21 protein-coding genes are annotated in these 22,578 nt (G+C 35.8%); 14 read left to right on the top strand and 7 right to left on the bottom strand.

Features of this window, described 5'->3' with window-relative positions; genetic code table 11:
* Window positions 1-163 precede the first annotated feature (163 nt).
* Complete coding sequence (gene brnQ, locus ACQKN4_RS20335; protein WP_427484651.1) at window positions 164-1,513, top strand: branched-chain amino acid transport system II carrier protein; 1,350 nt, start codon at window positions 164-166, stop codon at window positions 1,511-1,513.
* Between the two features lie 58 nt (window positions 1,514-1,571).
* On the opposite strand, the gene ACQKN4_RS20340 is transcribed toward brnQ, so the two are convergent.
* Window positions 1,572-2,330, bottom strand: a complete 759-nt coding sequence (locus ACQKN4_RS20340) for an SDR family oxidoreductase (protein WP_427484652.1) — start codon at window positions 2,328-2,330, stop codon at window positions 1,572-1,574.
* A 196-nt stretch (window positions 2,331-2,526) separates the two neighbouring features.
* Here ACQKN4_RS20340 and ACQKN4_RS20345 point away from each other — a divergent pair, with 196 nt between their 5' ends.
* The 9 genes from ACQKN4_RS20345 to ACQKN4_RS20385 all read left to right on the top strand — a co-directional run bounded on the left by ACQKN4_RS20345 (window position 2,527) and on the right by ACQKN4_RS20385 (window position 10,786).
* Complete coding sequence (locus ACQKN4_RS20345; protein WP_427484653.1) at window positions 2,527-3,096, top strand: TetR/AcrR family transcriptional regulator; 570 nt, start codon at window positions 2,527-2,529, stop codon at window positions 3,094-3,096.
* Between the two features lie 454 nt (window positions 3,097-3,550).
* Window positions 3,551-3,874: a PadR family transcriptional regulator gene (locus ACQKN4_RS20350; protein WP_427484654.1), complete on the top strand. Its 324-nt coding sequence runs from the start codon at window positions 3,551-3,553 to the stop codon at window positions 3,872-3,874.
* A 193-nt stretch (window positions 3,875-4,067) separates the two neighbouring features.
* Window positions 4,068-4,598, top strand: coding sequence for a DUF2812 domain-containing protein (locus tag ACQKN4_RS20355; RefSeq protein ID WP_079560115.1), 531 nt, complete (start codon window positions 4,068-4,070; stop codon window positions 4,596-4,598).
* Between the two features lie 12 nt (window positions 4,599-4,610).
* On the top strand, window positions 4,611-5,516 hold the full coding sequence (locus tag ACQKN4_RS20360; protein ID WP_427484655.1) for an ABC transporter ATP-binding protein: 906 nt from the start codon (window positions 4,611-4,613) through the stop codon (window positions 5,514-5,516).
* A complete protein-coding gene (locus ACQKN4_RS20365) occupies window positions 5,494-6,744 on the top strand; it encodes an ABC transporter permease (RefSeq protein WP_240518190.1) in 1,251 nt (416 codons plus the stop codon). Before ACQKN4_RS20360 ends, ACQKN4_RS20365 begins: the two co-directional genes overlap by 23 nt.
* 339 nt (window positions 6,745-7,083) lie before the next feature.
* Window positions 7,084-8,253 carry a toxic anion resistance protein gene (locus ACQKN4_RS20370; RefSeq protein WP_427484656.1) on the top strand — a complete coding sequence of 390 codons (1,170 nt, stop codon included), beginning with the start codon at window positions 7,084-7,086 and terminating at the stop codon, window positions 8,251-8,253.
* Window positions 8,254-8,336: 83 nt separating this feature from the next.
* Window positions 8,337-8,960 (top strand): hypothetical protein, encoded by a 624-nt coding sequence (locus ACQKN4_RS20375; RefSeq protein WP_427484657.1) that lies wholly within the window; start codon window positions 8,337-8,339, stop codon window positions 8,958-8,960.
* Between the two features lie 133 nt (window positions 8,961-9,093).
* A complete protein-coding gene (rarD, locus tag ACQKN4_RS20380; RefSeq protein ID WP_079560119.1) occupies window positions 9,094-10,011 on the top strand; it encodes an EamA family transporter RarD in 918 nt (305 codons plus the stop codon).
* Between the two features lie 487 nt (window positions 10,012-10,498).
* Window positions 10,499-10,786, top strand: coding sequence for a hypothetical protein (locus tag ACQKN4_RS20385; protein ID WP_079560120.1), 288 nt, complete (start codon window positions 10,499-10,501; stop codon window positions 10,784-10,786).
* A gap of 753 nt (window positions 10,787-11,539) precedes the next feature.
* Here the strand turns inward: ACQKN4_RS20385 and ACQKN4_RS20390 are convergent.
* Complete coding sequence (locus ACQKN4_RS20390; protein ID WP_170938889.1) at window positions 11,540-11,713, bottom strand: hypothetical protein; 174 nt, start codon at window positions 11,711-11,713, stop codon at window positions 11,540-11,542.
* A 787-nt stretch (window positions 11,714-12,500) separates the two neighbouring features.
* On the opposite strand from ACQKN4_RS20390, the gene ACQKN4_RS20395 reads away from it, so the two are divergent.
* The gene (locus tag ACQKN4_RS20395; protein WP_427484658.1) at window positions 12,501-14,405 is read left to right on the top strand and encodes an endonuclease MutS2; all 1,905 of its coding nucleotides are present in this window, start codon (window positions 12,501-12,503) and stop codon (window positions 14,403-14,405) included.
* A 43-nt stretch (window positions 14,406-14,448) separates the two neighbouring features.
* Here the strand turns inward: ACQKN4_RS20395 and ACQKN4_RS20400 are convergent, their stop codons facing one another.
* Window positions 14,449-15,699 carry a helix-turn-helix domain-containing protein gene (locus tag ACQKN4_RS20400; protein WP_427484659.1) on the bottom strand — a complete coding sequence of 417 codons (1,251 nt, stop codon included), beginning with the start codon at window positions 15,697-15,699 and terminating at the stop codon, window positions 14,449-14,451.
* Window positions 15,700-15,848: 149 nt separating this feature from the next.
* On the opposite strand from ACQKN4_RS20400, the gene ACQKN4_RS20405 reads away from it, so the two are divergent.
* Window positions 15,849-17,135 (top strand): MFS transporter, encoded by a 1,287-nt coding sequence (locus ACQKN4_RS20405; protein ID WP_079560122.1) that lies wholly within the window; start codon window positions 15,849-15,851, stop codon window positions 17,133-17,135.
* An 87-nt stretch (window positions 17,136-17,222) separates the two neighbouring features.
* Here the strand turns inward: ACQKN4_RS20405 and ACQKN4_RS20410 are convergent, their stop codons facing one another.
* The 4 genes from ACQKN4_RS20410 to ACQKN4_RS20425 all read right to left on the bottom strand — a co-directional run bounded on the left by ACQKN4_RS20410 (window position 17,223) and on the right by ACQKN4_RS20425 (window position 21,007).
* On the bottom strand, window positions 17,223-17,939 hold the full coding sequence (locus ACQKN4_RS20410; RefSeq protein WP_079560365.1) for a LutC/YkgG family protein: 717 nt from the start codon (window positions 17,937-17,939) through the stop codon (window positions 17,223-17,225).
* Window positions 17,939-19,366, bottom strand: a complete 1,428-nt coding sequence (locus ACQKN4_RS20415; protein WP_079560123.1) for a LutB/LldF family L-lactate oxidation iron-sulfur protein — start codon at window positions 19,364-19,366, stop codon at window positions 17,939-17,941. Before ACQKN4_RS20415 ends, ACQKN4_RS20410 begins: the two co-directional genes overlap by 1 nt.
* A 15-nt stretch (window positions 19,367-19,381) precedes the next feature.
* Window positions 19,382-20,098: a (Fe-S)-binding protein gene (locus ACQKN4_RS20420; protein WP_079560124.1), complete on the bottom strand. Its 717-nt coding sequence runs from the start codon at window positions 20,096-20,098 to the stop codon at window positions 19,382-19,384.
* A 180-nt stretch (window positions 20,099-20,278) separates the two neighbouring features.
* Entirely contained in the window at window positions 20,279-21,007 is a 729-nt protein-coding gene (locus tag ACQKN4_RS20425) for a FadR/GntR family transcriptional regulator (protein ID WP_427484660.1), read from the bottom strand.
* Between the two features lie 424 nt (window positions 21,008-21,431).
* Between ACQKN4_RS20425 and ACQKN4_RS20430 the strand changes: the two genes are divergently transcribed.
* Together ACQKN4_RS20430 and ACQKN4_RS20435 are read left to right on the top strand one after the other, a co-directional pair.
* Window positions 21,432-22,142: a cytochrome c biogenesis CcdA family protein gene (locus ACQKN4_RS20430; RefSeq protein ID WP_079560126.1), complete on the top strand. Its 711-nt coding sequence runs from the start codon at window positions 21,432-21,434 to the stop codon at window positions 22,140-22,142.
* Between the two features lie 34 nt (window positions 22,143-22,176).
* Window positions 22,177-22,563 (top strand): response regulator, encoded by a 387-nt coding sequence (locus ACQKN4_RS20435; RefSeq protein WP_427484661.1) that lies wholly within the window; start codon window positions 22,177-22,179, stop codon window positions 22,561-22,563.
* Window positions 22,564-22,578 lie beyond the last annotated feature (15 nt).

Consider the following 22,578-nt stretch of genomic DNA (forward strand, 5'->3'; position numbering starts at 1 on the left):
TTTTGTCTATTTACAGCTAGGAACTGTACAATTTATTTTTTAAAAAGAAAAAACAACTATTGTTTTACAAATAAATGCTATGTTAATATAGTGGAATTATAGTGATAAATCTCTTCATTTAAATTGTTCGCAATAGTTAAATACATCTAAGGAGTTCATCAAAATGCAACAGAAAATACCTTTTTCAACATATGCAGTCATCGGTACGATGCTTTTCGGACTGTATTTTGGAGCGGGGAATCTTATTTTTCCAATTCAGCTTGGACAATTAGCGGGGACCAATTTTTGGTTTGGCCTAATTGGATTTTTAGTAACAGCTATCGGTTTACCGTTTCTAGGTATTTTAGCTATTGGTTTATCAGGTAGTAACGGTTTACGTGACTTAGCGAGCCGTGTTCACCCATTATTCGGTGTTATCTTTTCATTAGCACTCTATTTAACGATCGGTCCTTTCTTTGCGATTCCTCGTACAGCGACAGTTCCTTTTGTAGTTGGCTTTGAACCATATATACAAGCTGAACATACAACACTTTTACTCGCTTTATTTAGCTTTGTATTTTTTGCCATCGTTTATTATTTCTCATTGAATCCAGCGAAAATTATGGATTATATCGGAAAATATTTAACACCAGCATTTCTAATTGTGTTATTTATTTTAATTATTATTAGTATTGTAAAACCGATGGGGCATTTCCAACCGCCAATGGGAGATTATATTGATTCAGCATTTATGACAGGCTTTAAAGAAGGCTATAACACAATGGATGCATTAGCTTCATTAGCCTTTGGTATTGTTGTCATTAATGCAATTAAAAGCGCAGGAATAACAGACAGAAAAGAAATTGCTAAAGCAACGTGGAAATCGGGTATTTTTGCCATGGCATTAATGATGTTAATATACGGTTTAATTACGTATATGGGGGCATCAAGTATTGGAGCTGTTGGTACATTTGACAACGGTGGTTTAATATTTGCCGCAGTGGCAGATCATTATTTCGGATCATTCGGGGCTATTTTATTAGCAGTGATTATTGTCCTTGCTTGTTTAAAGACAAGTATTGGTTTAATCACATCTTGTAGTGAGTTTTTCCATGAGGTATTTCCGAAAATTAGCTACAAATGGTTTGTATTCATCTTGTGCGTTATGTCATTTACAATTGCCAACTTCGGATTAACGAATATTATTAAGTTTGCCATTCCAGTGTTGATGTTCCTATATCCGATAGCAATTGTCTTAATTGTACTCGCATTATGCTCATCACTATTTAAAAATAAGCAACCGGTATATGCGGTTACTATGATTTTCACAATTTTTATTAGTGTCATTGATGGCTATAAAGCATTAGTAGTTAGCATTCCGTCAGCGAAGCTAAGTATTTTTGATGCAATTGAGAAAGCTTATTCGAACCTTTTACCATTTTACGACATAGGATTAGGCTGGATATTACCAGCGTTAATTGGGGCATTTATTGGATGCTTATTCCCAACAAGAAAGCAAAAAAATGAATTTTAAATGATAGAAAGCACGCACAATGAATTTTACATGTGCGTGCTTTCTCTTATGTTGAATCTTAGTAAGCTGTCCAGCCACCATCAACAGCGATTACTTGTCCGTTGACAAAGCTTGATTCATCTGAGCCTAGGAAAATAGCAAGCTGAGCGATTTCCTCAGGTTGTCCAGCTCGTGGGTTAATGGCCATACCTAGTGATTGGCGTGCTGCACCTGTTTGGCTCACGTTTGTCATGGAAGAAGCAATGTTTGTAATAACTGCACCTGGAGCGATGCCATTGCAGCGAATATTTTTATCTGCATACATAAATGCTGTGTTTTTTGTAAGCCCAACAACGGCATGCTTAGAAGCAGTGTAAGCAGCTCCAGCACGAGCACCATAGAGACCGCCAGCCGAAATATTATTGACAAATACACCATGTCCTTGAGCAAGGAAAATCTCTGTCGCCATACGCATTGAACGCATAACAGCAGTTGTATTTACTGCGAATACTTTATCCCAACGTTCATCAGAAACTTCACCAATTGGCTCCATTCCATCCATAATACCAGCATTATTCACTAAAATATCTAATGTGCCAAAAGCATTTTTTGTTTCATCAAATAAGCGTTGTAAATCTTCTGTTGATGCAACATTTGTTTGAATGGCGAATGCAGAGCCACCTGCTGCTTTGATACTTTCAACAACAGCTTGTGCACCTTCTATATTTAAATCAGAAACTACGACTTTTGCTCCCTCTTTTGCATAACCTTCTGCAATTGCTTTACCCATACCTGACGCGGCACCTGTTACGATTGCTACTTTACCTTCTAATCTCATCACAAAAACCTCCTATAATGTATGTTCTTTCACCAGAGTTTGTTCAGGTGATTTCTTGGATATATAATGTTAGATATTGAACATGTGTTCATTAAAATAATATAATAGTTTTGTAAGCGATTTCAATATGCAAAAAGCTCAGAACTGTTCAGTAATCAACACATATAAAAAATCTGTTCAATAAGGAGAAAAAAATTTGAGTGCTAACGATTTAAGAGTTATCAAAACGAAGAAAGCATTACACAATGCTTTACTATCGTTATTAAGTGAGAAGCCTTTAGAAAATATAACAATCGCAGAAATTTGTCGGGTGGCAAAGGTGAATAGAGGTACCTTTTATTTGCACTATGAGCAAAAGGAAGGGCTATTTGAGGAATACTTTCAGGAAATTATGGAGGATTTGAATAATTCATATGAGGAACCGTACCGCGCAGTAACAACAATGGATAAAAACCAAATAGATCCAAATACTATTCGTATTTTTCATCATATTGAGCGCTTTAAAATGTTCTATCGCATTGTTTTTTCTAAAAATGTGCCTTTGACCTACTATTACATGTTATTTGATGGAATTTTCTCTCTGCTAAAAAGGGATATCACAATCCATAAAGAAATACATGATGAGATATCCATTGAATATTATAGTGCGTATCAAGCAAATGCAATCATAGGCCTAATCATTCAATGGTATCGCCAAGATTTTGAGGACAGTGTAAGTACCTTAAATAAACAACTTGCTGCTATTTTGCGGATTGGTGAAAAGTGATGAATTAAGAGTCGGATAGAAGCGTGGAACAAAGTAGGCGTTTCCCTCGTTCTGCCGAAAAGCACACTATAATTTAATAGGACACTAAATGATTAACATATTGTAGTTCAACAATATCAGCGATGTACTAACTCAAAATTAGTACATCGCTTTTTTAACAATATTATTGAACAGTAGCGGGGGAAAATTGCTCACTTTTGCTTTTTACTTCTGATCTTTTTAAAGCTATGACGATAGTAGAAATGGCCAATGTTACAGCAATCAATAACTGCTTAGATATTCGGGTATCCAGGAAAATCACTCGAAGTGAATCAAAACAACCTAATAGTACTACACTAAATTTGTTAATAACTTTTTATGGAAAAGATAGCATTGACAACTATATCGTCAGCTGATATATTCTAAATGTATCGGCTGACGATATATTGTTAGGCGATATAAAAGGGGGGGTCGTATGACGCAAGAGCATCCGCCTTTAACAGAGGGCGTTTATTATATTTTATTAGCGTTATTTGATGCCAGGCATGGTTACGGCATCATGCAACTGGTAGAGGAAATGAGTAATGGTCGGGTTCGCCTTGGAGCGGGTACGATTTATGGAGCAATCAAAACATTACTCGAACGAGGATGGATTGAAGCGCTAGGTGGTGACGGGCGAAAAAAGGAATACATCATTACTGAAAGTGGAAAAAAAGTCATTGAATACGAAATTTTGAGATTAAGGGAACTTTTTGACAATGGCATCCGTATAACAAAGGATGATGGAACAAATGGATAATATCGATTGGTCGTCAACCCTTATCAAATTGAAATATGGGTTAACAATATGATAAGCAAAAGATGGGTATTCAAAATTATTTTCTGGGAAATTGGAAGAATATGATAATTAAAAAGAAGAACGCATTTAAAGTTACATATTTAACCAGGAGTTCACATCGATTTTATAAGATTTAGACGGGAGGTGGAATTTTATGAAAAAAAGAGTGTATCGTTTTTTTCTTGATTATGAACAAGAGGAAGCATGGGTTAATAATATGGCGGAACAAGGTTGGCATCTAAAGCGTACAATGTTGGGTTACTTTATTTTTGAAAAAGGAGAACCTGGACAATATATTTATCGCAATGAACTAGTCAAAAATAAAAATCAAGATTACTTTGAATTTTTAGAGACGATGGATATTGAGTTTATTTCAAAGTTTGGAGGATGGGCTTATTACCGCAAACAGAAATCAAAAGGTCCATTTGAATTATTTTCAGATAGTTCTTCGAAAATACAGTATTTAAAATCAATAAGCCGTCTTTTTATATCAATTACATTTCTTAATCTATTATTTGGATTTATCAATCTTAATATTGGACTTGGTGAATCAACAGAAAGTTTTTTAAACACGGGAATTTCGTTGTTAAATTTTGTAGTCGTAATGATCATGTGTATACAGATTTATAAAGTTGAGAGACGTAAAATAGGACTACAACGCGAATTACATATATTTGAAGGGTAAGGAGGAAAAAAGATGACATTACAATTAGAGCGTGTCACAAAGAAATACAAAGATTTCACAGCGGTCGATAATCTAAACTTTAAAATTGAAAAAGGGGAGATTTTTGGGCTGATTGGACAAAACGGAGCTGGTAAAACAACGACGTTCCGAATGATTTTAGATTTACAGGAGACAACGGCTGGTACGATTACATGGGATGGCAAACCCGTTAATGCCATTAACCGTGATGTACTTGGCTATTTACCGGAGGAACGAGGCATTTTTCCGACGATGAAGGTGGAAGATCAACTTTACTTTTTTGGCGAGCTACGTGGCATGAAGAAGTCGGAGTTAAAGAAGGAGATTGACTATTGGATTAGCCGATTTGAGCTCGAAGATAGACGGAAAGATAAGGCTGAAACTTTATCAAAAGGGAATCAACAAAAAGTACAACTGATTGCTAGTTTTATTCATAAACCACAGTTCTTAATACTAGACGAACCATTCAGTGGACTGGATCCTGTGAATAAAGATTTACTGAAAGATGCAATATTACATTTAAAAGAACAGGGCACAACGATTTTGTTCTCTAGTCACCAGATGGATAATGTAGAGGAGCTATGCGATCATCTTTGTCTATTAAAACGTGGAGTCTCTCTATTTTCAGGTAGTTTACTAGATTTAAAGAAACAGTACGGAAAAACTAGATTAGCAGTACGTACAGAGTGGTCGACAACTCAATTGTTGACACTTGAAGGAGTCAAAGATGTTCGAGTGGAGAAAGAGCAAACTGTGCTCACTCTGGAGGATGAGAGCTATGCACAAAGTATTTTCGAGAAGCTTTCCAATGGTAAATATATAGAAAAATTCAGCTTAGATTATTTATCGTTAGATGAGATCTTTAAAGATAAGGTAGGTGGCAACGTTGTCGAAGTTTAATTTGTTAATGAAACAGCTTTACACATCAAAAATAAAATCAAAATCGTTTGTTGTAATGACAGTCATTTATATACTTGGGATGTCCGTTGCAGTTTTCTGGTCAGATATTAAAGAGCTTTTTACAGGTGATGATCAAGCGCAACAAATTGCAATCGTCAATGAAACAACAGCTGATTTAAGTGGTCTCTTTGTATCGAATAGCGATATGGAATTTATACAAAATAAATCGAATATATCGGAGCTAGAGAAAAAGGTCAAAGACGAAAAGCTAGATGCAATCGTTAAAATAACAGATCAAAATGGACAGCTACATGCTGAAATTGCCACTTTCACTCCGTTGAAATTAAATGATCAAGGTGCGATAAATTCGATATTGCAACTTGCTGGCCAAAATTATGCTGTACAACAGTTATCATTAACACCAGACCAAGCAGCTCTAATTATGGATGCCAAAACGATTATTACTGATAAAAATTTAAATACAGAGTCTGCAGGTGGTAAAAGCGAAGAAGAAAAGCAATCAGGACAATTTGTATCTTATGCAGTAGGTATTTTAATTTATTTCTTTATTTCTACATTCCTATCTATGATTACAACGGAAATTGCTACTGAAAAAGGTTCACGTGCAATGGAAATGCTACTAGTAAGCGTTAAACCAGCTACTCATTTTAAAGCAAAAATTGCTGGTGTATTATTACTTGCATTAACACAGATGGGTATTATTATAGTTGTCTTCCTAATCTATGCGAAATTTGCGAAGAACGGTGTTATTTGGGATATGGCAGCTAGTATCGTTAGTGAATTATCGATTGGTTATGTCATATATGCTGTGCTATTCTTACTATTAACAATTATTCTTTATTTAATTGTTGGGGCATTATTCGGTTCTTTAGTGTCTAAAGTTGAAGAAGCAGGTCAAGTATTAATGCCAGCCATGATGATTACATTAATTGGTTTCTATGTCATGTTATCGGGAATGGGGAATCCGGATACTCTTATCATCAAGGTATTCTCTTATATTCCATTTACGTCTGGAATGATCATGCCGATGCGTATCGGGGCTACTGATATAGGCGTTACGGTACCACTTTTATCGTTAGGTATTTTAATCGCAACAATTATTGTGGCTTACTTATTCAGCATATCATTCTATAAACGCAGTGTGCTAACTTATAGTACAGGTGGCGTTATTCAAAAAATTAAGACCGTACTAAAAGTGACAACATGATGGTGAAAGCAGCTACATTAAAAGTAGCTGCTTTTTTAGTGCGAATATGTAAATACTAGAAAACAATGTAAAGTATTTCGTAGATTCAGTCGAATTTCCGAATGAAACAAGCTATAATTTACAGTAGAGAGCGAAGTTTTATTTTCTCAAGCATGGATTGAAGCTTTATTAAAAAAATCACCTATTTAAAGCCTTGCCACATAAGAAAGTCAACTAGAGTATCTCGAGGGTTACCTACATTTAGTGACTCTTATTTTGCAGATGCTTGACTAAAATGAAACTTTTTTAGCTTGGAATCGTATGTAAGTAAAAGAGATAAATCGCAGGGGGTAAAACTTTATGTCTGAATTTGACAACGACCTAATGAAATCAAAGGATCCATTCGCATCAGAAAATCCATTATTACAACCTAATCCATTATTACAGGCGGAGCCGGCACAAAAACCAGTGCTTGTTTCCGAGCAAGAGCTATCACAAATTGCTCAAAATCAACTTGCGCTCAAGCAAGATCCTGAGGTTCATGCATTAGCACAAAAAATTGATGTGAAAGATCAAATTGCTATGCTAGAACTTGGAAAAGAAACAGCGAATGGTATTTCTACCTTTTCAGATAAAATGCTAGCAACGATGAAAACAAGTAAACTTGAGGAATCTAGTGTATTATTAAATAATTTAAATAGAATTATGGATAAATTTGATCCTCAAGATTTTGCGGAAGAACAAAAAGGTGGCTTCCTTACGAAACTATTCAGTAAAGGTAAGGAACAATTAGAAAAGTTTCTATCCAAATATGACAGCATGAATAAAGAAGTTGACGTTATTTTCCGTGAGGTTCAAAAATACGAAGGTGAAATGAAGCGAAATACTATCGATCTTGAGAACTTATATGATCAAAACTTAAACTATTTCCAAACGCTTAGTAAATTTATAGCAGCAATTGAAGTGAAAACGGATGAAGTGCGTTCATCATTACCATCACTTGAACAAAAAGCACAAACTGGCGATCAATTAGCAGCAATGGAATATGAAACGATGGTACGTGCCGTTGATTTACTAGAACAACGTCGTTATGATTTAGAAATGGCACAACAAGTATCATTCCAGTCTGCTCCACAAATTCGATTAATGCAGCAAGGTAATAACCATTTAATTGCTAAAATTAACTCTGCATTTGTGACGACAATTCCAATATTCAAGCAAGGGCTTATTCATGCGGTAACGTTAAAGCGCCAAAAACTAATTTCTGATTCAATGAGTGAATTAGACCGTCGTACTAATGAAATGCTTGTCAAAAATGCAGAAAATATTAGTAAAAATAGCGTTAATATCGCACGTGCGGCTGGTAGCCCGAGCATTAAAATCGAAACAATTGAAACAACATGGCAAACAATTATGTCTGGTATTCAAGAAACGAAGCAAATTCAAGCAGAAACAGCAAGAAATCGTGAGGAAGGCCGTAAACGTATTGAACGTTTACAACTAGAATATGAAAAACTGAAAAAAATGTAAATGTGAAGCTTCTTGCAATCTTATTTTGCAAGAAGTTTTTTTATTTTTTGACAAAATTGGAATTCCTCATTATGATAAGGTAAATGAGAATGATTATCAGAGAGAAGGAAGCGGAAAGATGCTACACACTGAAATTCGATTATATAAAACAATCAATCATGGAGAAAAAGATGATGAGCAAAATGAATCCAATTTTATTATCCTGTGAGTCTTTAAATGATGGAGCACTTGCGATTAATACGACAGAAAAACTAATGCTCGTATTAAAAAGTCGCTACCATGAATTAACCCATATAGAAGAACTGTTCAATGCCTTGCATAAAGATTTAGATGAAAAGCACAAAATCCTAGAGCAAGAGAGGAAAATTTTAAAGAAACAAAACTTAGAGCTTGTGGAAGACATGCAAAAAATAAAGAAGCAAAACGCCGTCTTACAAAGAAAGTTAACAGAATATAATTGCGTCGTAGAAGAGCTCAAGGAGATTCGCCGACAAAATACAGAGCTACTAATTGAATTAAGTAAATATACTGCTCTGTCAAAGGAATCCTTGTCAGGTCCTTTAAAATGTATGATTCGCGATATGCGAGAGCAAGGTGTCGGTATTAAAGAGATTCATATTCGCATTAAACGTCAAATTAACCCTGATATTAGTTATAGTACGGTGCGCAAATATATTTCTGAGCTTGAATCTGAAATGAAAAAGTAACAATATTCATGACAATTTATTAAAATATGGGCATTTACAGTTTCCACTCAAAGTCCTATAATAAATCTATTCTTTAAATGGTAATATTACGCAAAGTCTTATAGATTCATATGGAGTAGGAGAGTTAGAGGCAATGTCAAATGAGAAAAAAGGGGTTATGGCGGCATTTTTAGCTTATGCTCTTTGGGGTGCATTTCCGCTTTATTGGAAATTACTTGAGCATGTGCAGAGTATGGAAATTTTATTATCGCGCGTCATTTGGTCCTTTGTCTTTACAGTACTAGCAGTAATAGTATTAGGAATGCGCAAGGAACTTCTCGCAGACTTAAAATATTTGTGGTCACATCAAAAGCATTTTTGGCAGCTTGTTGGGGCTTCATTAGTTATCTCGATGAACTGGTTTTTATATATATGGGCAGTTACGCATAATCACTTAATTGAAACGAGCTTAGGCTATTATATTAACCCATTACTATCAGTGATTTTTGGGGTTGTATTCTTTAAAGAAGCACTTACTCGTGCGCAATGGGCGGCTACAGGAATTGCTTTTATTGCTGTCATTATTTTAACGATTAATTATGGATCAATTCCATGGGTAGCACTTCTTATTGCTTTATCCTTCGCTATTTACGGTGTTCTGAAAAAGAAAATTAAGCTTGACGCGACAAGAGGTCTAGCCATTGAAACGTTATTTATTTTGCCGTTTGCATTAGGGTACTATATTTACCTTTTTACAACGAATCAAGCCTCATTTTTACATGTAGATGTGAAGACAGACACGCTCATGATTTTAAGTGGTATCGTGACAGCAATACCGTTAATTTTATTTGCGAAAGGTGCACAAAATATTCCACTCTATTTATTAGGCTTTATTCAATACGTATCGCCAACAATAGTGTTAGTGTTAGGGATTGTGCTTTATAAGGAGCCATTTAGTCAAATTGAGCTATTAGCATTTAGCATTATTTGGGCAGCGTTACTACTGTTTTCAGGATCGAAAATTATTGAAACGAGAAGGGCTCATCATAAATCTGCAAAAATAAATACATGAATGTAAGTAGTACAAACCATGCCTTTGGTTTGTACTACTTTTTTGTGTTTTTAGAAAAGTCCCTGCAATGTGAGGGGGAGGCAAAGAGCTTTTTGCCTTTTCAATGTTTCTTTAGAAATGGGCTAGTATCCTAGCATTTCACACGTATAGAAACTATTAATTGAGGTTACTAACAATGAAGAAAGGTCGAACAGACCCTGATGTATGGCTTTTTTCACCACTATAACAATCAATTTTAAAAAGTAATGATTATGATTATTGGCAAACTAAACACGTTATGAAATGGCAAAAGTACCTTGCCTATCGCTTAAATTTAGTGAAATGAGATAATAACAGGAAAACGGTCCTAAAGGAGCTTCCTTCTTTGGGACTGTTTTTCTTTTTGAAATTGCTGTTTTGTTGCTATTAAACATTAACGGGGCAGAAGAGTTTAATAAGGAATGCTATAATAGTTAATTTCAAGACGATTTTAAGGAGTTAAAGTTTTATGATTATAAAAATTGATTTTGGTGACGATTTTATTCAATACATTTCTTGTTCAACAAAAGTAGGTAGGAAGATGAACAATATTCAGGAGGACTTTCTAAATTGGGTTTTTGACGAAGAAAAGAATACAAAATATTGGGCTTTAGAAAATGGGGAAAGAATTCACCCTAATTATGATGCAAATGCACTTGTTGAATGGTTAAACAATGTAAGATTTAAGCAAGGAATAGCGAAAGCTAAATTAATCACGAATCCTCCATTATGTGTTAAAAAGAAATTATATTTTTAGAGTGTTTCTTTAATGTTCAAATCATTAAAATAACAGGTCTTTACTTCAATATGGTCCCTATTTTTCACCAATCCCTAAATCTTTTATAGAAACGAAGCAAAATGAAAAAGCAAAAAACTGCATCCATTTGGATGCAGTCTTATTTTTTTCTTAACAGTGTATCCCCAAGAGGGATTCCAATCACAACAACCAAAACCGTTAGAATTAGCAGGGCTTGAAAAATAAAATACGCAACTTGATCGAACATCGTATCTCTCCTTCTTTTTTTTAATTCCTACCTTGTCCTGTAATTATCCAACTCCATTTGAAGAGTCAAATAAAACTTAATAAAGCACAAAATCATCTGTGTTTTTATAATATAGTTTACTTCAGTCTAACGTATGTATGCGTCTTTCTTTTTATATTTTGTGATCTGCAACAATGGAACGATTTCAAGATGTTGGTACGTATTATTTGGATAGTTACCTACTATTGGTATCGTTGGCTTGAGTTACATAAGAACTTAGCATTTGAAAATCGTAGAGCAAATCCTTATTTAGCTTGTATAAAAAATCTAACTATTTCACAGTTGAAGCATTAAGAAAAGATAAAAAAGCATCATTAAAGATGCTTTTTAGTTGGATACAGTGGTTTATTTTTATTTAAATGATGGAACAATTTAGTTGAATAAGAATAAAGATTAATGCGTATTTGACTTAAAATGCGAAACAAAAATGAACCGTACAAGGATGACAATTCATTTAATAGGTGGTATTATTTCACATTTTTCAGAGGGGAAATTACATTGTTATAAAAAAATCTTTCCCATTTAGCTAACAAACCGTTCCCATTTTCACCACGTTGAATTTCAATTTCATGGTTTTTATGAAATTCTGCTATTCGTTTATTATGTTCTGTGTGCAATTGATGGAGAGCTACTTGTTTCATTATTATCCCTCCTTTCGATGAACCATAATTATATATCTTGGGTTGATTATAGCAAAGTATTCTACACGTATTGTAAATTAACTCGTTTTTTTAGTTTTTCTCAAGTTTAAAATCGTGTCAAACATAAGTACCTTTACTTTTTTACCAGCATATAGTAAGATGATGACAAATTAGATAACAATGATAATTAATGAGAGGTGCTTTTGATGAGTGCGGTAGGTTCTAAATAGGAACAACTTAAAGAAATAAATTTAATGACACCAGGGGATTTATGTCAGTATATCACCCTTTATTTAGTCGTGGATTTATTTCGATACCTATGAAGATACCTACAATACTTTATAAAGCGTGTAATGGTCTGAATGTGCTTCACTTTGATGAGGTCTTTTCATGATGCTTTTTACACATGCCTTGTAATGGTAAAGCTGTGGGTTCTCCCGCAGCTTTTTTTGTCTTTTTTAACTTCTTTCAGTGGGTGTCCAAACACCCGCTGAAAGAAGTTGAAGCCTCCGGGGGATGTCACAGAATCGATGAGGAGTTCAGTTAGGATGTTAGCCTAAAATCATCGCATCCATGCGATAACGGCTAACTGACCTGCATCGGTAAAAACGCCACGTCCTGTGGCATTACCGAAATGACCGACATCGTGTCGGCCCTCGTCAGGCCTAAGCACAAAGCCGATTCCGGACGCAATTATGCCGAGGCAAATTGATAAACATCATTGCTATCTAATGAGTAGGTGTCTTCATGAATGATTCTAGAAAATCATAGTGAGGAGACAGTAACAATGAATCATACTACTTTTGAGAAGTTACAATACAATGAATTGAAGGATATCGTTAAATCATACTGTGTCAGTGGATTAGGTAAACAGTTATTAGATAAATTAACGCCAAGCCCAAATTTGACAGTTGTTAAAAATCGTTTGAATGAAACGACTGAGGCACGAGCAATTTTAGATGCGGAAGGTCATGTCCCATTTTTAGGGGTATCCAATATTGACAATACCATTCAAAAACTTGAAAAGGGGATCATTCTAGACCCAAGTGAATTAGTTAGCATCTCAGACTTTTTAAGAGGCTGTAGAAAAATTAAAAAATTTATGCTGGAAAAGGAGTTTTTTGCACCCGTACTTGCATCCTATGCTAATTCGATGTCTGAATTTAAAAGTGTGGAAGAGGAAATTAATTTTGCGATTAAAGCAAATCGTGTTGATTCAGCTGCTAGCAGAGAATTGAAGCGTATCCGAAATCATATCGAAACAACAGAGGAAAAAATTAAAGACCGTTTAACAAAATTTTTGAATAGTAGTGCAAATAAAACATATATCCAGGAATTTTTTATAAGTAAGAAGGATGATCGATACACGATTCCTATTAAGGCTTCTTACAAAAATCATGTGCAAGGGACGGTAGTAGAGATTTCATCAAAAGGTGCTACGGTCTTTATGGAGCCAAGTGCTGTCGCTAAATTAAATGTGGAATTGGCCACTTTGAAGGCAGAGGAAGCGGTGGAGGAATATCAGATTTTGGCGACATTATCGGGGCTCCTGATGGAAAATATCCGTGAAATCAACATTAACATGGAGTTAATTAGCCAATATGATATGGTGTTTGCTAAAGCCAAGTTTAGCAAGCATATTGGAGGCGTAGAGCCAAGCTTAAACGATGTTGGCTATATAAAGCTCATCAATTGTAAGCATCCACTGTTAACAGGTGAGGCGGTGCCACTTCATTTCGAAATTGGTAAAGACTATCGTAGCCTAATCATTACAGGGCCGAATGCTGGCGGAAAAACAGTTGTCCTAAAAACCATTGGCTTGTTAACATTGGCTACAATGTCAGGCTTCCATATTGTTGCGGATAAAGGAACTGAAATAGCTATATTCGATCATGTTTTTGTAGACATTGGTGATAATCAAAGTATTGAAAATGCACTTAGTACGTTTTCATCCCATATGAAAAACCTTTCGGATATTATGAGGGCATCCAATAATAATACTCTTTTGCTGTTTGATGAAATAGGGAGCGGTACGGAACCAAATGAAGGAGCAGCGCTGGCCATTTCCATCTTGGAGGAGTTCTATCATATGGGCTGTATTACAGTGGCGACAACGCATTATGGAGAAATTAAGCGTTTCTCTGAAATGCATAGTGATTTTATGAATGCGGCTATGCGTTTTAATAGTGAAACATTAGAACCATTATACAAATTAATGATCGGAACATCTGGAGAGAGTAATGCTCTATGGATTTCAAAGAAAATGAATATACGTGAAACAGTATTACAAAGGGCTAAAGGCTATATTGACAGTAAGGATTATCATTTAAAACGAGTAAGTGATAGTAAAATACGGAAGCCGAAAATTGAAAATGTGAGAACAACAGTAAAGTATGAATTTAAAAAAGGAGATCGAGTAAAGCTGTTAGATCATGATGACGTTGGAATCGTTTATGAAGAAATGGATAATTTCTTTAATGTTGTCGTGTTCTATGGGGGAGAATTCATAAAGGTAAATGTTAAACGCTTAGCATTAGAGCTACCAGCAACAGAATTATACCCAGAAGGATATGATTTAGAGACATTGTTTGTGGACTATAAAGATCGAAAGCTTCAGCATGATATAGAACGCGGTTCGAAAAAAGCCCTTCGCAAGATACAGAAGGAAATTAGAAATAATAAATTGAGCTAAAAAATAGGGATTGCACATATGTCAAAGTGCAATCCCTAAATATTTATTGAACCGAATTTATTTGTGCTTTAATTGAAAAATAAGTTTCTTCAATTTTTTGTTTATAAGGTAGGTCGATTAAATCTTGAGAATCCGTATAGGCCATTTTGGCGATTTCGTAGGCAGTTGTTAATTCACTGAAATGTGCATAGCAAAGCGCTTTATAGGAAAAACACTCATTTAAGCCTAATATGTCAAATGGATGTAAGATGAATGGGGGAACGTTTGTGAAATGTTCAAATGCTTCCTTAGCTTCTTCATATTGACCTAGCAAATACAAGGATTTACCTTTTTCTGAATAGTATAAGTTTTTGTCGAAAATAACCGAGCTATCATTCAAAAGTGTACCAAAACGCTCTATTTCCTCTAGTGCTTGCTGATAATCGTGCTTGTAATTGTTACAATAATGCGCTCTTAATACGAAAATCAAAGCATCCACACTCACTTGTTCGGCAAAAATCCGATACTGCTCAAGCTTCTTCAACATATGCTCTACTTGCTCGAAATCATGGTCAATCATGGCACAAAACGCCCCAATACGATACATATCATCTATATAAGAGTAAAATTGATTTTTATGTGCATCGGTAATGGTCTTATAAATGAGCAGTTTACCTTCCTCATATTCACCAATTGCTAACTGAAAAACGCTAATATAATAAGCCATTTTCACAGTATCTCGCGAATCTAATTGGTAATTTTCCTGTTCAGCCTCTTCTTTCGCCTGCAAAATACAAGAATAAGCCATTTTGTAGTTTCTTTCTTCCGATAATATGCCCAACTCTAATATATAAGTTTCAAACCAATGGCTTAGTAAATTAATTTCTTTAAACATCATGCGTGCCTGTTGAAGCGGTGATACCCATGTCGTTAATCTCGCATGATGTTGTGCTGCTGCATATATATACAGTAAACGCCCAGCCTCATAACTAAGCGAAAGATCTTCTATATAAGGCTTAATCATTTCTACGATTTGCTTCGCATTATCTGTATTATCAAGTTTTAATTCAGCAAATAAAATTTCTACCTGCTCTAAAAGATGACGTATGGAAGAGGGGTTTACTTGTTCAAGCAATTCACTTGCTTTGACGCCTAAACGTTCCGCTATATAATCAAGACTTTCCATCGAAGGCTTGGCCTTATCATTTTCAATTTGGCTTAACATGCCCTTTGTTAGACGATCACCGGCAAGTGCCTCTAATGTTAATTTTTGTTCTTTCCTTAATTTGCGAATTCGTGTGCCTAAAGAGTTCACTGCCTTGCCTCCTTTTTCATTAAAAGTGAGTAATATCATTTTGTTTAATTATATTAAACTTTTGCTTGCTTGAAAAGGGGGAGGTGTGTTATATTTTGTTTAATCAAATTAAACTTTTTAATATAATTAAAAATATGGAGGGATTTTAGATGAATGAAGCGCAAAAGTATAAAAAGGCGACGTATCATTTATGGACATTTACAGCTAGCAAAATGATCTCGCAGTTAGGGTCTCATGTTTTATCATTTGGGATAGGTTTATATATTTTGGCACTGACAGGGTCAGCGATGAGTTTTGCGACAACGATGATCTGTTCCATTTTACCTCGTGCATTGGTCGCGCCTTTGGCTGGTTATGTAGCTGATAATTATTCAAAGAAACGCACAATTTTAGTAGCGCAAGCAGGTACAATTTTGACCGTTGTTGGGTTACTACTTTATACAGAAATGGTCGGTTTGTCGGTGTATGCTATTTATATTGCAACAGTTTTTAATACAATATGCTCTGCCTTTTCGGGTGTAACATTTTCTTCCTCAATCGCAACACTAGTAGATCCAGAACGCCTACAAAAAGCAATGTCATTTAATCAAATGTCAGTGTCCATCGCAGCAATTGGAGGACCAGTAATCGGTGGAGTGATGTATGGATTTTTCTCCATGGAAGCATTTTTACTTGTACATATGGTGGCCTATGTGATTACGTTTTGCTTAGAAGCCACAATGAATTTTACTCTGTATAGTACAAGGGGAAAAACGGAAGAGAAGGAAAAGTTGTGGGCTGGGCTTTCTAGTGGTTTTCATTATATAAAGCAACAAAGAGTTGTTAAAACCATTATGTGGGTTTCGTTATGGATTAATTTATTTTTCTCAGCCATCGTTGTAGGGGGGACTTACATTATTATTGAATTATTAAAAGTAAAAGCAAATCATTTTGGTTTTATACAAGCTTCAGGCGCAGTTGGTATGCTTATTGCTTCCGTCTATTTCGCAACACGTGCAGAGGTAAAGGCCCCACTACGTTTTTCTAAATTCAGCTTAATACTGTTGGCTAGCAGTTTAGGGTTGGCGGTTGTCCCATTAATAACGAATTTATCGTATTTAACGATGGTTATCTTTTATATTGTAATTTACTTTATTTTCGCTATTTTTGAGATGGGGATTAACATGCCGATTATGGTTTATATGCAAAAGCTAATTTCAGAGGAATACCGCGGACGTGTATTGGGTTTGATGGAAACAATGGCAATGTCAATGATGCCGATCGGTATGGTTGTTTACGGTATCTTGTATGATACATTCCCGGCAACGGTTATTTTACTTGTCACAAGTGCTATTATCGTTATGATAGCACTAGTTATGCTACGAGCATCTGTCTTAAAAGAAGCACATCCAGAGTTTTATGAACAAAAAGGAGTAACTGAGAGTGTAACAAATTAATGTATCGCTTTGCATATAGCATTAGAATAAAACCAGGCATCTCTTCACAATGTGAAGTATGCCTGGTTTAGTTTCATTCAACAAGATTTACTGATCCTCAATCACAATATAAGTAGCTTTCATGGGTCCATGTACACCAACAATAAGAATCATTTCGATATCTGCCGAATTACTTGGTCCTGTTATAAAGTTGATACAGGAGGCAATTTGCTCGCCAGTTCTGACTTTTTCGCTAATTAGGCGGGCTGCTTGGGTCATCCGTGGAACGATGGTACTTTTCGGAATTAAAATAATAGAGTTCTCGGGTAAAAAACTGACGGATCTTCCTTTATCCTTACTACTAAAAAGTACAGCAGTCCCTGATTCTGCTAATGTTATTTCACTAATCGTAATGCCAATATTAGCTTTTTCAGCCTGTCGAATATTTTCCTCTGGCTGCTTCGAATCCCATTCGTACAGCTGAATATTTGCTTGAGGCCATTGCTCGGTCATTAGTGATGATAGGCCAAAGCGCTTAAAACGTTTGTCTTTCCATGTTATTACAGATTGACCTCCATAATTTTCAATTACTTTTTGTAAGTCTGCAGGAAGATTAGCTGTATTTGTAAGGACAATATCCGTATGAATATTTTTGCATTGTTCAACTAAAACCTCTACTAACTCATCTTTTGTCGCTTCTTTTAGGACACGATCTTGAGGTTGATATTGCCATGTCGGTCGCTCCATTTCTGTTTTTGGCACACGCCCAAGCTGTTTTGCAATTTTAGATAAAAATACATCTCTATTTTCAATAGTACCTGCCATCATTCATCGCCTCCTTTTTGGCGGTGTTTAAACCAGTCACGGAAATTATCTTTATTTGGTGCTGGAAAATCTCTTGCTTCCGTCCATGCTTTCAGTGGGCCTGGACCATTTGAGATTTTTTGATCTTTAGTAAAAGGAGCCATTGCTGGTGAAGCCATTTTTGTCGCCATTTTATATAAGGTAGGGGAAGAAGCACCTAAACCAAAGGCCTTCATTAATAGCTTTTCTGATACAGGAGCTTTACCCTCGTTTTCAACAATTACTTGACGATGTCTATGAATAAGCTGATGTAACGGTATTTTAACAGGACAAGCATCCGTGCAGGCGCCACATAATGTAGATGCATATGGTAACTCTTTAAAATCTTCATAGCCACCTAATAATGGCGAAAGAACGACACCTACTGGCCCAGAGTAGATAGAACCATAAGAATGCCCACCAACATGACGATAAACAGGACAAGCATTCACACAGGCTGCACAACGAATACATTGTAAAATAGGCTGGAACTCACTGCCTAAAATATTAGAACGCCCATTATCGACGATGACTAAATGGAATTCCTCTGGTCCATCTGTATCACCCTCGTCTTTGATCCCTGTTAATGTTGTAATATAGCTTGTTAACTTTTGCCCAACTGCACTTCTTGTTAATAAGCTTACTAGCACTTCCATCTCTTCAAATGTAGGAACAATTCTCTCCATCCCCATTACTGTAATTTGCGTTTTGGGCAAGGCTGTCACTAAATCTGCATTCCCTTCATTCGTCACGAGTGTAATCGATCCGCTCTCTGCAATAGCAAAGTTACAGCCTGTAATGCCTATATCTGCTGTTAAATATTCATTCCTTAATTTTTCACGTACATATAAAGCTATTTCCTCAGGCTTTTCACTTTTCGCATAGCCTTGTTTTTCTTTGAAAATATCACGAATCTGTTCCTTATTTTTATGCAAAGCTGGGGCAACGATGTGAGAGGGTGGCTCGTGATCATCTACTTGCAAAATGTATTCTCCAAGATCTGTTTCAATGACTTCACACCCGAGCTCTTCTAAAGCTGCATTTAAATCAATTTCCTCCGTCACCATAGATTTTGATTTCACAATCTTAGCAGCCTTGTTCTTTTTAGCAATACTTTGAATATAGTCCGTCGCTTCTTTTGCTGTTTGCGCAAAGTAAACATGTCCACCTCTTTTTGAGACATTTTCACTTAGCTGATACAAGTAGTAATCTAAATTCGCAAGTACATGCTTACGAATTTCTTCTCCGTGAGAACGCCATTCCTCCCAATGTCCGAGCTCATCAGCTTGTTTTAGCCGACGTGTTTGAAAGCGTTCCTGTGCACTTGACACTGCTCCGCGCATAAAAGTATTTTCTAATTCTTTCGATACTCGATGATTAAAGCGGTCATCACTTGTTTTCATGGACATTTCTTTTACCCCCTCTTAGCGGCAATTTAATACTTCCGCAATATGCATAACTTTAATAGGCTTACCTTGTCGATTAATTCGGCCACCAATATTGATTAAACAGCCAGCATCAGCTCCGATTAAAATGTCTGCCTCTGTTTCTTCAACATTCCGTACTTTCTCATTGACCATTGCTCCCGAAATATTGCCCATTTTTACTGAAAATGTACCGCCAAATCCACAGCATCGATCTTTACCTGGGAGTTCGACATACCGTAAACCTTTGACTTGATTTAATAATTTAAACGGTGCTTCTGTAACACCCAGTAGACGTGTCATATGACAGGAAGTATGATAAGTAGCCTTGCCCTCTAAATGTGCGCCTACATCCTCGACCTTTAATACATCTACTATAAACTCTGTAAATTCATATGTTTTATTTGCCAATGCTTGCGCTTTAGGCTCCCAAACAGGATCTCCCTTAAACACTTCTGGATATTCCTTAAACATATAAGCACAAGAACCAGAAGGGGAGACGACGTATTCGGCATGTTCAAATGCTGTGATCATTTTCCTCATGGCATTTTTAGATTCTTTTACATAGCCACTATTATAGGCTGGCTGTCCACAGCAAATTTGATTTTCAGGGAAGTCTAGATCACAGCCAAGCCTTTCAAGAACTTCGACAACAGCTTTTCCTACATCACCTTGAAACATATCAACTAAACAAGTTGCAAAAAGTGTAACTTTCATATTAATCGCTCCTTTATGTCTCTCTTACCCCTCGACTACTAATCAACAGGTCATCTGATGACTTAATGAGTAAATGTGTTGTGTTTATAATACTACAACTTTTCAGATGAATGAAAGGTGTTTAATTTAAATTTTCTAAAAAATAAAGAACTGCCTATTATAAAAACTAGGCAGCTTCGGTTATTTTTTAGTTTCTGTTGTTTCGAAATATTGCAATAAGACTTCTTCCACATTACTTAAATGTGAAGCCATAGCATGTTTTGCAAGTTCTTCATTTTGCTGTTTTATTGCGAGGAAAATTTGCATATGTTCATCATATAACTTTTCACTTGTTATTTTTTTTGAATACAACCAAATTCGTCGTGTCTCTTTCATCGTTTCAATCATTAAACCTGAAACTTGGTCTAATAAAGTTGCAAGTAGGGGATTTTGGGATGCTGCAGAAATGGCCGCGTGAAATTGAAAATCTGCTTTTTCACCTAGCTCACCATTACCTTGTGCATGTTTCATTTCATCTAAAATTTGCATCATTGACTGTAGGTCTTCGTCTGTTCGGTGAATGGCTGCGCTAGCCGCTGTGCCCACTTCAATAATTTTGCGTACTTCTAACAAATGTGAGATATCTTGCTTATTTGTTAAAATGGCAGTTGATAAGGGGAAATCGTGCTGATTGGATTGATTACTTTTAACAAAAGTACCTGAGCCTTGTTTAATTTCAATAAGCCCCATTGCTTTTAAAGCGGAAAGAGCTTCTCGGATGGCAGATCTACTTACTTGTAATTGTTCTGCGAGTTGTTCTACTGAATCAAGTCGGTCACCAGGCTTTAGTTCGCCACCTCTAATTTTTTCATAGAGGATTTCGGATACTTCCTCATATATTTTTTTCGGTTTAATTTTTCTTAATTCCAAGGACTACACCTCATTTATCTCTATCAATGGTTCTATTGTTTATTATACATGAAGAAAAGAAATTTTCTCACTATTTAACAGTATAGACTTTGTACAGTCTACAATAAAGCTGTGCACCTGCATGAAAGCACTGTACTAGTGCCTTTTGAATAGGCGTAGAATGTTATAACTTGGAATGCGGAAAAATGATAAATTTTGTTGACAGATAATATAAGGGGAGCGCATAATGCAAAAGTATATGAACTACATCACGTTGATGTAATAAGTTTGAATAATAAATTTGTATACTAGTATAATAGAACTTCATAGAACTTCATTTTTTCAACACCTTTTTGCCATGAAACGTTCACAAACAGGAAGGGCGCAATTTACAGTGTTTTTTGGTACGATGGAGGCAGTAACTGTAAGGAGCGAGTGAGAAAATATGGAAACTGATATTAACTTATTTTTAGCTTTAGGTGCAGGTTTTTTAAGCTTTATTTCACCATGTACTCTACCGTTATATCCCGCATTTTTATCATACATAACGGGGATGACATTAGATGAGCTAAAAGCTGAACGAGGTATGATGCAAAAACGTGCTATTTTGCACACCCTCTTCTTTTTACTAGGATTTTCAATTATCTTTATTATGATTGGACTAGGGGCATCGTTGGCGGCAGAGTTCTTCCTTAATTATCAAACATTATTACGTCAGGTTGGTGCCATCTTAATCGTAGTATTTGGTTTAATGATTGTGGGATTACTACAAATTGACTTTTTAATGAAGGATCGAAAATTCCAATTTAAAAACCGCCCATCAGGTTATTTGGGATCAGTATTTATCGGAATAGCCTTTGCGGCTGGTTGGACGCCGTGTACTGGCCCAATTTTAGCATCGATTATTGCATTAGCTAGTGCAAATCCAAGTTCAGGTTTTAGCTATATGTTAGCTTATTTCTTAGGCTTTGCGATTCCGTTCTTCTTGTTATCTTTCTTTATAGCACGTATGACTTGGATTCGTACACACAGCCAAAAAATTGTGAAAATCGGTGGCTATATTATGATTGCCGTTGGTATCGTGTTATTCTTTGATGGATTAACGTATATAACACGCATTTTAGAGCCTATTTTCGGTGGATTTACAGGCTTCTAATCTGCTAAACTAAAGTGGCATACCATACCTTAGCGTGGAGGGAGATGAACATGTGCCTACAGTTTTAGTAGTGGATGATACGCTCTTTATGCGTGTTGCAATAAGTAATATGTTTACTGAATGGGGTTATGAGGTAGTCGGTAAGGCAGCAAATGGTAAGGAAGCTGTGGCTATGTATCGTGAGTTACAACCAGATCTTATAACGATGGATGTAACAATGCCCGTTATGACAGGTATTGCAGCGGTAAAAGAAATCATCCCTGAATTTCCAGATGCAAAAATAATTATGATTACAGCTTTAGGGCAACAAAAGTTAATTGTGGAAGCAATTGAAAGTGGAGCAAAGGATTTTATGACAAAGCCTTTCGAGCCAGAAAGATTAAAAGCTGTAGTTGATCAATTAATTGGACAAAATTGTTAATGACATTAGAGGAGG

It is taken from the genome of Lysinibacillus sp. NPDC093692 (assembly GCF_050280125.1).
Classification (GTDB): domain Bacteria; phylum Bacillota; class Bacilli; order Bacillales_A; family Planococcaceae; genus Lysinibacillus.